This window comes from Corallococcus sp. CA049B, assembly GCF_003611685.1.
In the GTDB taxonomy this organism is placed as follows: Bacteria; Myxococcota; Myxococcia; order Myxococcales; family Myxococcaceae; genus Corallococcus; species Corallococcus coralloides.
Genome location: NZ_RAWC01000298.1, coordinates 1 through 8952, shown reverse-complemented (window position 1 = coordinate 8952; position 8952 = coordinate 1). Strand labels below are relative to the sequence as shown.

Sequence of the window (8952 nt, the reverse complement as noted above, 5' to 3'; positions counted from 1 at the left end):
CTCCCGCCCCCCGTCCCACCAGGAATGCCCCGTCGTCCCGACGGTTTCCCAGGCCTCCCATGCGCACCCGCCTCCTCGCCGCCCTCTGCCTCCTGGCCCCTGCTGCCGCCCTCGCCGCCAAGGACCCGCGCTGCGCCGGCAAGCCCGCCGCCCGCGCCGCCCGCTTCTCCGACACCGCCCTGAAGGGCACCTCCGCCGCGGAGCGTTACGCCGCCTACGTCCAGGCCTGTGCACTGGATGACGTGGTGGCCCTCACCCAGACGCTCGTCCGCTTCAAGACGGTGAGCAGCGAGGCCCCCGCCGCGAAGAACCCGGAGGTGGCCGCCATGGGCCGCGCCCTGGAGGCGTGGGCGAAGCAGCATGGCTTCGGCTTCCGCACCGTGGGCGAGAACGACGTCTTCGAGTTGTCCTGGGGTGAAGGCGAGCCGCTGCTGGGGCTCGTGTTCCACGGCGACGTCGTCCCCGCGCCCGCCCATGAGTGGAAGCGCGCGCCCTTCAAGCCGGTGGTGGAGAAGGGCCGCCTGTACGGCCGCGGCGTGGAGGACGACAAGGGCCCCATCGCCTCCGGGCTCGTCGCGCTGGCCATGGCGAAGGACCTGGGCCTCAAGCCGCAAGGCAAGGTGCTCATCATCATCGGCAACGGCGAGGAGAGCGACTGGTCCGGCATGCAGAAGTACGCGACCACTCAGCCCAAGCCCACGCACGTCATCTCCGTGGACTCCGGCTACCCGGTGATGGCCGCGCAGTCCGGCTTCGTCGCGTGGACGCTGGAGGCGCCCGTGGGCGCGGCCCTCGCCACGCCGAAGGAGGGCACCGTCGCGCGCGCCGTGGACGTGAGCGCGGGCGAGTTCCTCACCCAGGTGCCCGGCACCGCCACCCTGAAGCTCGCGCCCGTGAAGGGCCAGACGCCGGAGACGGTGCTCGCCGCCGTGAAGGCCGCCATCGCCCAGGAGTCCTCCGCGCGCAAGGACCTGAAGGCCGGCGCGAAGCGGGAGGGCGATGCGGTGGTGCTCACCACCCACGGCGTGGCGGTGCACTCGTCCGTCGCGGACGAGGGCCACAACGCGCTCTGGGATGTGTCCGCCGTGGCCTCGCGTCTGTCATTGGAGGACAACGGCATCGCGGCGCTCTTACGCGTGGTGGCGAAGCGCTTCGACGGCGACCACCACGGCGAGAGGCTGGGCCTGAAGTACCAGGACGCGCTGATGGGCCCGCTGCTCGTGGCGCCCACCGTGCTGCGCGTGAAGGACGGCACCGTGTCCCTGGGCGTCAACATGCGCCGGCCGCAGGGGCAGGACGCGGCGGCCTTCAACGCGTCGCTGGACGCCGCCGCGAAGCGCGTGGGCGAGGACTCCGGTGGCCAGGTGAAGGAGGGCGCCGGCCGCTACCTGGGCGATCCGCACGTGGCGGACACGTCCGGCCCGCTGGTGAAGACGCTGATGGACATCTACCAGCGGCAGCGCAAGGCGCCGGACGCGGTGCCCGGCTCCATCCGCGGCGGCACCTACGCGCGGCTCTTCCCTCGCGCCGTGGACTTCGGGCCCGCGTTCCCCAACGAGCCCTACACCGGCCACGCCCCGGACGAGTCCATCGCGCTGGAGACGCTGGACCTGAGCACGCGCATGCTCGCGGAGGCCGTGCACACGCTCGCCCTCGCGCCCGCGTCCGAGGTGCAGGCCGCGCCGTGACGGCGGCTCACGGCGTCAGGTAGCCCTTCGGCGGGGGGACGCGGGGCCAGCGCACGGTGAAGGTCGTGCCGTCCCCGGCGGCGCTCTCCACGCGGACGCTGCCCCGGTGCACCTGGACGATCTCACTCACGATGTAGAGCCCCAGCCCCAGGCTGCGGGGCTTGTGGCCCTCGTTCGGCGCGCTCGATTGCTTGAACGGGTCGAACAGGCGCGGCAGCAGCTCCGGCGGGATGGGGTCGCCCTTGTTGCGCACCTCCATCACCACGTCCACGGCCTCTCCCCGGAGCGTGGTGACGACGGGCGTGTCATTCGTCGCGTGTTGCAGCGCGTTCACCACCAGGTTGCCCAGCACCTGCGTCACCCGGTCCGGGTCCCAGTCCCCCCACAGGTCGTCCCCCTGCACCTCCAGCTCGAGGGGCCGCTCCGGGTACACGACCTGCAACTCCTCCAGCATGCCCTGGCACAGCTCCTCCATGTTCACGTGCTGGCGCGTCACCGGGATGCCTCCGCCCAGGCGGCTGCGCGCGAAGTCGAGGATGTCGTTGATCATCCGCGTCATCCGCGCCGTGGCCTTGCGGATGCGGTCCACGGAGCGGCGCGCCGTCGCGTCCAGCCCGGGGGTCTTCCCCAGCATGAAGGCCGACGCGTTCACCGCGTGCAGGGGGTTGCGCAGGTCGTGGCCCAGGACGGCGATGAGCTCCTCGCGGAAGTCGATGGCCTGCTGGAGCGCTCCTTCCGCGCGCTTGTGGTCGGTGATGTCCACCACCGTGGAGCCCACGCCGAGCAGCACGCCGTCCGGGGTGCGCACCGGGAAGTAGTCCGCGCGCCAGATTCCCGCGCGGCCCCGCACCGGATCCGGCCCTTCGAGCAGCACGTCCTGCACGGGCCTTCCGGTCTCCAGCACCTGCCGCAGCGAGTGCTCGATGGAGCCCACGGAGCGGCTGCGGACCATGTCGTGCAGCGTGCGGCCCCGGTGGTCCTCCACGGGCCTGCTGTTGAGCCGCGCCAGCGTGCCGTTGATGCGCAGGTAGCGCAGGTCCGGATCCAGGAAGGCGATGCCCACGGGCGACGCGTCCAGCAGCGAGTCCAGCAGCGCCAGCGACCGCTCGGCCTCCTGGCGTGCCTCGTGCTCGCGCGCGTGCAGCTCCGTCTGGGCGATGTGCGCGGACGCCCGCTCCGCGACGGAGTGGAAGAGCAGCACGTCCGAGTCGGAGAAGGCGAAGGCCGTGCGCGAGCCCATGTACGCCATGCCCAGGATCCGCTCGCCGTCCATGAGCGGCAGGCCGTACAGCGCACGCAGCCCCGCGCGGCGCAGCGGCCCGACGAGGACGCGAGGGTCCGTGGCGGCCGAGCGGATGAAGAAGGGCCGCCGCTCCAGCGCCGCCCGCCCGCTCACGCCCTGGCCCACCGGCACGCGCAGGCCCTTCACCTCGTCCGTGCTCAGGCCCACCGAGGCGCGCACCACCAGCGCGTCGTCCTCCAGGAGCATCACCGCCGCCGTGTCCACGGTGAGCGCGGACTCCATCAGCCGGGTGAGCAGGCGCTCCAGCAGCGTCTCCATGTCCGGGTCGCCCAGCGCCGCCTCGGACATGCGGTCCAGCGTCTGGAGGATGCGCTGCTTCATGTCCCAGAAGAACGTCATCGTCCGGGTGACCACCCGGTCGAGCGTCTCCTCCAGACGCGTGAGGTCCCCGGGCCGCAGCCGCTGCTCCCGCGCTTCCAGCCGGTGGAGGATGCAGCGGCGCAGGAGCGCGTACTCGCGCGCCACCTCGCCCAGGTTGAAGCCCGCGTCCAGGCGGGCCGCGGCGTGCGCCGCCTCCAGGCGCTCGTCCAGCGCCTCCGGCCCGGACTCCATCGCGTCCGCCAGCGCGGCGAACAGCGCCGGCATGTGGTCGATGAGCCAGGGCTGGCGGATGGAGTCCTTCCCGGCCAGGTCCTGCATCACCGCCTGCTGCCATTCCGCCAGCAGCACGTCGTGATTCGCGCGCAGGAACTCCGCCGCGGACGGGCGGGAGCCGCCGCACGCATGCTCGTCCACGGAGTGTGAATCCGGCTCCTGCATCGCCAGTCTCCCCGGGGCCTCGCCCGGTCGCGCCACCCCTCTCGGAAAGTCTGCGCATGGTGCGCCCGGCGCGCTTCGTCCCCGCGTTCGGTGGAAGCCCCCGTCACGAGCGCTCGGCCGCCGGTTCCGGGCCAGGCCCCGGACGCACCGCCCGGCGCGCCGTTCACCTTCGTGCGCTCGGCCGGCCCTGGGGACGTTCGCGCCCCAGGGCATGCGCACGCTCGGGTAGGGTGGCCGTCACAGTATGCGCACCCTCCTGCTCAACCGCTCCGCCGTGGCCCGCAACATCCAGGCGCTCCTGCTCCTGGACGACCTGCGCGAGGCCTTCCGCACCGACGCCCTGGCCCGCACGGTGGCCCCGCAGCGGGTGCGCGCGCCGCTGCACTCGGTGGGCACCGCGCTGGTGCTCTTCCCCGGCTGCGTGCCCGGCATCCCCGCGTACACGGTGAAGGTGCACTCGAAGTTCCCCGCGCAGAAGCCCGCCATCCAGGGCGTGGTGCACCTGCACGACCTGGTGACGGGAGGGCTACTCGCGGTGATGGACTCCGGCCACCTCACCGCCGTGCGCACCGGCGTGGTGGGCGCGCTGGCCGCGGACGTGCTGGCCCGGCCGGACGCGACGCGCGTGGCTGTGATTGGCGCCGGCCGCCAGGGCGTGCTCCAGCTCAAGCAGCTGCGGCTGGTGCGCACGCTCAGCCAGGTGCGCGTCTACGACACGAACATCGCGCACGCGAACGCCTACGCGCAGCGCATGTACCAGGAGCTGAACCTGCCCGTGCGCGTGGAGACGTCCGTGGCGGACGCCGTGGCGGACGCGGACATCGTGGTGACGGCGACGTGGAGCCACCAGCCCTTCCTGCACGCGGGCATGGTGCGACCGGGCACGCACATCACCGCGCTGGGCGCGGACGAGCCGGGCAAGGCGGAGCTGTCCCAGGACCTGCTCGAGCAGTCGCTGTTCGTCTGCGACCACCGGGGCTTGAGCGTCTCCACCGGCGCGGCGGGCGCGGCGGGGCTCACGGAGGACGCCATCCACGCGGAGCTGGGCGAGGTCCTCGCGGGCCTCAAGCCCGGGCGCACGTCCCAGGAGCAGGTGACGGTGTTCGCCGGGGTGGGCCTGCCCTTCCAGGACCTGGCCGCCGCCTGGCACGTGTACCAGGCAGCGACCGGCGACGAGGACGTGCCCACGCTCGACTTCAACGAGTAGCGCGGGGCCGTCCGCGCGTCCGGCTTTGCTTCAGGCCTTGGACAGCGTCCGCGAGAGGCGCGTGGCCTCTTCATGCAGGTCGGTGTCCTCCGCCAGCGGCATGGCGAGCACCTGCTGCACCAGCTCCTTCGCCTTCTGCTCCTGGCCCAGGCGCGCCTGCGCGAGCGCCAGGTTGAGCAGCGGCTCCGGCCGGTCCGGGGCGCGGCGCACGGCCTCCTCCAGCACCGTCACCGCGCGCGGCAGGTGGGCGTTCGCCGGCTCCGCGGGGATGCGCAGGAGCAGCTGGCCCAGGTTGTTCGCCGCGCGCCAGCCGTCCGGCGCCAGGCCCATGCCCTGCTCGTACGCGGCGATGGCCTTGTCGTACGCGGGCGGCTCCTGCGACTCGAAGCAGGTGGCCTCCGCCATCTTCAGCGACTCACTGGCGACGCCCTGCGACGCCATGGACTGGCACACGTAGCGGGCCTGCTCGACTTGACCGCGCGCCAGCAACAGTTGCGCCAGGTTCGCCTGGGCATCCGCGTCCTTCGGGCGCTGGGCCGCGAGCGCGGAGGCCGCCTCGTAGGACGTGCGCAGGTCGCGCAGCGCCATGGACAGCACCGTCAGGGACGCGAGCAGGCGCGGCTGGTAGGGCACCGCCTTGAGGCCCTGCTCCAGCACCTTGCGCGCGTCCACCAGCTTGTCCTGGGCGGACAGCGCGTGCGACAGGCTCAGGTACGCGGGCACGAAGCGCGGCGCCAGCGTGAGGACCTCGCGCAGCGTGGCGAGGCCGGCGTCCGTCTGGCCGGCCTCCAGCTGCACCTGGCCCAGGCGGTAGCGGAACACCGGGTTCTGGGGCGCAAGCTTCGCGGCCTGGGACAGGGCCTCCAGCGCCTGGGGCGCCTTGTCCTGCTTGATCAGCATCATGCCCTTGCCGAAGTGGGCCTCGGCGCGGTTCGGCTCCACCGCGAGCACGCCCTGGTAGGCCTTGAGGGCGGCGTCCAGCTGGCCCTTCTGCGCGGCGATGTTCGCGCGCACGAGGCCGGTCTCCGCCGTGGCCCCCTGGGCCTCCGCCTTGGCGAGCAGGCCCTCCGCCTGGGGCACCTTGTTCTCCACCAGGGCCAGCTTGGCCATCACCACCAGCGCGTCGCGGTGGTGGGGGTTCTTCGCGAGGAGCTTCTCGGCCTCGGCCTTGGCCTGGGCCACCTGACCCTGCGCGAGGAGGGTTTCCAGAGAGTTCATGATGGAAAGTGTCCCCCAGGGGGCGGGGGCTGTCGAGCAACGGGGAAAAAGGAAGGGCCTCGCCCGGATGGACGAGGCCCTGGGAAGAGCTTCAGGTGGGAGGCGGCCGGAGGCGGCCCGCCGCTACCACTTGGTCAGCACGTCCTTGATGCCCTCACCGACGTTCTTGATGCCCTCGCCGACGTTCTTGATGCCCTCGCCGACGTTCTGCACCGCGTTGCCCACGCCCTCGACGGCGGCCTTGGCGGCGTCGCCGACCTTGCCCACGTCGACGGAGAAGCCGAACTCCAGGCTGGCGCCGATGCCCAGCGCCGCGCCCACGTCGAAGTTGGCGGACAGCTTGCCGTCCTTCAGGCCGACGTTGGCCTCGAACTCCACGCCGATGCCGGCGAAGGCCTCCGCGCCGGCCGTGACGGTCGCGGGACCAATCTCCTGGGTGACCTCCGCGCTGGCGCGGGCGCCGGCGAACGCCTCACCGTGAACGGAGGCGGCGGCCTGGCCGTGCAGCGGATCCAGCACCACCTGGCCCGTGGCGGTCGCCTCGGCGCCCACGTTGCCCTCGGCGCCCCACTCGGAGCGGCCCAGCGCGGAGTCCGCGTGGCCTTCCACGGAGCCGCGCACCAGGTCGGCGCGCACGTCCACGGAGCCCTCGGCGCCAATCTTGCCGTGCAGCGGGTCGATGGAGACGTTGCCCTGCGCCGCCACGTCCGCCGTCAGCACCTGGCCTTCCACCGTGTTGTGGAAGTTGCCGTTCACGTCACCGGAGGTGTGGGAGCCGGAGGCCGCGGTCCAGTTCTTGTTCCACTCGCCCTGGGCCACCGTCTTGTCGAAGCGGCTGGTCTCCAGCTGCTTCTGGATGTCCGCCGTGGTGTTGGGGTTGGCCTTGTTGCTGGTGGTGACGCGGTTGCCCTTCGCGCCGCGGGTCAGGTCGAGGGTCGCCTCGCCCTGCGCCCGGTTCTCCGTGTGGGCCTGGACCTCACGGCGCGTCTGCATCCCGTTGGCCGGAGTGGGCTTCGCGGGGTTGCGGAACACGGGGCGGTAGCGGTTGGTCTCGATGGCCATGGAAGGGGGTGCTCCGGCGGGCGCAAGGCGCGGTGGGAAATCTTGTGACTTGAGAGAGTATCGAGCGCCCACCTGAGAAAGTTTCCGCTCCTCTTTTTTCTTTCTGATCCGTCCGCGCCCTCAGGGTTCGGATCTCCCGGGAGCCAGGATTCCCTCGGGATCGAACGCCGCCTTCAGCCGCTGGCGCACCCGCGCGGAGTCATCCTTCACGGGTGGTGCGGCGTCCTGCGCCTGGAGTCCGGCTCGGGTCAGGTAGTACCCGGCGTCCGCCAGCTCGCGGGTGAGGGCGCGGTAGCAGGCCCGGGCGCGGGCGTCCTCGCCGCGGACGTCCCGGTCATAGGCGATGGCGGTGACCAGGTAGACGCAGCGCGGGGAGTGGGCGAGGAGCGCCAGGTTGGGTTCGAACCCGAAGAGGCGGGGGACGCGGTCGGCGATGTCCGTGGCGCGCTTCGCCTCCGGGCCGGTGAAGGGGACGGCGACGGAGCACCAGATGAAGCCGCAGCGGTCCCGGTCCGGGTTCGGGTCCTCCGGCTTGGGGGTGCGCTTGCGCCAGTAGGCCATGGCGAGGTTGGTCTCGGTGGGGACGCCCTGGAGCGTGCCCTCGCCGAAGGGGGCCACCGGGCCGAAGGACAGGGGCCGGAAGGCGCCCTCCACGGCGCGCGCGAGCCGCTTCTCCAAGAGGGCGCCCAGCTCCGCGTCCGGGGCGATGAGGGTGCCGCTGATGGCCCAGCGGCCAAAGCCCTCGCGCAGCTTCTCGCGGGCCCAGTCCGGCAGCGGCGCCCGGCCCACGGAGGGGTAGGGGAACTGCTGGGTGATGCTGTACGCCTTGAGGTCGTTCCAGAAGAAGAAGCTGCCCTTGAGCGTGCCGTCCAGGGCCAGGGCCTGGAGCCGGTCCACCATGTCCCAGAGCTGGGCGTCGTCGTTCACGGCGCAGAAGAAGTCGCGCAGCCAGGGTTGCTTGCGCGCCAGCCAGAACGTCATCCGCGTCACCACGCCCAGCGACGACTGGCTGAAGAGGCCGTCCAGCACCGGGCCCAGGCCCCAGCGGAACACCGGGGCGGAGCGGGCGCCGGGGAAGCGCGCGTGGCCCGTCTCCACGCGCTCGCCCGTGGGGAGCACGGCCTCCAGCGCGCACACGTGCTGGAAGACGTCCGCGTTGGGGCCGGCCCCGTCGCCGCGCTCCAGCGCGTTGCCCACCATGCTCGCGTCCGGCGAGCCGCCGATGGTGGTGATGAACGTGGAGGAGCCCTTGTCGCGCAGGTACGCGTAGGCCTGGCGGAACGTCACGCCGGGCTCCACGGTGAGGTACGCGAGCTGTTCGTCGTGCGCGAGGATGCTGTTCATGCGCCCCAGGTCCAGGAGCACGCTGCCGTCGCCGGGGGGCACGCGCGAGCCGTAGCCCCAGTTGCGGCCGGCGCTCACCGGGTACACCGGCACGCGGTGCTCGCTCGCGATGCGCAGGCACGCCTGCACCTGCGCCGTGTCCGCCGGCCGCACGATGGCGGGGATGCGCTGGGTGGTGGCGAAGGTGGCTGTTTCCGCGGCCTCCAGCGCTTCGGGGTCCAGGATGACGTGCGCCTCGCCCACGGCCTCCCGCCACGCGGCCAGGGCCGCTTGCAGGTCCGGAGCCTTCCCATCGGTCTCGCTCACGGGGCCGCAGTATGCCCGCGGAAGCGTCCCACCGCTGGCTCCCCGGGCGGCGAGCGGGCGGGCGG

Annotated in this window: 6 protein-coding genes; 2 read left to right on the top strand and 4 right to left on the bottom strand. The window is 72.6% G+C overall.

Going from position 1 to position 8952, the window contains the following annotated elements:
- The first annotated feature begins 59 nt into the window (after positions 1-59).
- Positions 60-1688 (top strand): Sapep family Mn(2+)-dependent dipeptidase, encoded by a 1629-nt coding sequence (locus D7W82_RS36480; RefSeq protein WP_120622709.1) that lies wholly within the window; start codon positions 60-62, stop codon positions 1686-1688.
- Between the two features lie 7 nt (positions 1689-1695).
- Here D7W82_RS36480 and D7W82_RS36475 read toward each other — a convergent pair whose 3' ends face one another.
- On the bottom strand, positions 1696-3726 hold the full coding sequence (locus tag D7W82_RS36475; RefSeq protein ID WP_233588152.1) for an ATP-binding protein: 2031 nt from the start codon (positions 3724-3726) through the stop codon (positions 1696-1698).
- Between the two features lie 268 nt (positions 3727-3994).
- Here D7W82_RS36475 and D7W82_RS36470 point away from each other — a divergent pair, with 268 nt between their 5' ends.
- The gene (locus D7W82_RS36470) at positions 3995-4957 is read left to right on the top strand and encodes an ornithine cyclodeaminase family protein (RefSeq protein WP_120622707.1); all 963 of its coding nucleotides are present in this window, start codon (positions 3995-3997) and stop codon (positions 4955-4957) included.
- A 30-nt stretch (positions 4958-4987) separates the two neighbouring features.
- On the opposite strand, the gene D7W82_RS36465 is transcribed toward D7W82_RS36470, so the two are convergent.
- From D7W82_RS36465 to D7W82_RS36455, 3 genes are all read right to left on the bottom strand, one after another.
- Positions 4988-6175, bottom strand: a complete 1188-nt coding sequence (locus D7W82_RS36465) for a tetratricopeptide repeat protein (protein ID WP_120622706.1) — start codon at positions 6173-6175, stop codon at positions 4988-4990.
- A gap of 123 nt (positions 6176-6298) precedes the next feature.
- A complete protein-coding gene (locus tag D7W82_RS36460) occupies positions 6299-7237 on the bottom strand; it encodes a hypothetical protein (RefSeq protein ID WP_120622705.1) in 939 nt (312 codons plus the stop codon).
- A 120-nt stretch (positions 7238-7357) separates the two neighbouring features.
- The coding region (locus D7W82_RS36455; protein WP_233588151.1) for an FAD-binding oxidoreductase at positions 7358-8952 on the bottom strand (1595 nt) is incomplete at its 5' end.

What these genes read in the sequence shown, in the direction of transcription:
- D7W82_RS36480 (WP_120622709.1), top strand. Translation starts at nt 60, where the DNA reads ATGCGCACCCGCCTCCTCGCCGCCCTCTGCCTCCTGGCCCCTGCTGCC.
- D7W82_RS36470 (WP_120622707.1), top strand. Translation starts at nt 3,995, where the DNA reads ATGCGCACCCTCCTGCTCAACCGCTCCGCCGTGGCCCGCAACATCCAG.
- D7W82_RS36465 (WP_120622706.1), bottom strand. Translation starts at nt 6,175, where the DNA reads ATGAACTCTCTGGAAACCCTCCTCGCGCAGGGTCAGGTGGCCCAGGCC.
- D7W82_RS36460 (WP_120622705.1), bottom strand. Translation starts at nt 7,237, where the DNA reads ATGGCCATCGAGACCAACCGCTACCGCCCCGTGTTCCGCAACCCCGCG.